We start from the raw sequence: 275 nt of genomic DNA on the forward strand, positions 1-275 counted from the left end.
CTATATTCTCTAAGTTTACTAACTTCATTTTTTAATGCTTTTAATTCTTCAGCTAAAATCTCTCCAGCTTCTTTACTAGGAACAAGTTTTATACTCTCTCCACCTGTAGCAAAATAATGTTCAATTTGCTTTATTGAATAATTCTGTTCTCGATGTAATTGCTTAACTATCTTCATTTGCTCAAGAGCTTTTTCATCAAAAATATTGTAACCTGACTCATTTTTCTCTAAAGGAATATATGTCTTTAATTCTTTCATCCAATTCCTTATAACATT

At 28.4% G+C, this 275-nt stretch carries 1 protein-coding gene; it reads right to left on the reverse strand.

All coding sequences use genetic code 11. The annotated features are described in order from the left end of the window. A partial coding sequence (locus JDS82_RS29180; protein ID WP_199714333.1) for a MerR family transcriptional regulator occupies positions 1 to 275 on the reverse strand: 275 nt, incomplete at both ends.

This window comes from Bacillus cereus group sp. N14 (assembly GCF_016483555.1).
In the GTDB taxonomy this organism is placed as follows: Bacteria; Bacillota; Bacilli; order Bacillales; family Bacillaceae_G; genus Bacillus_A; species Bacillus_A wiedmannii.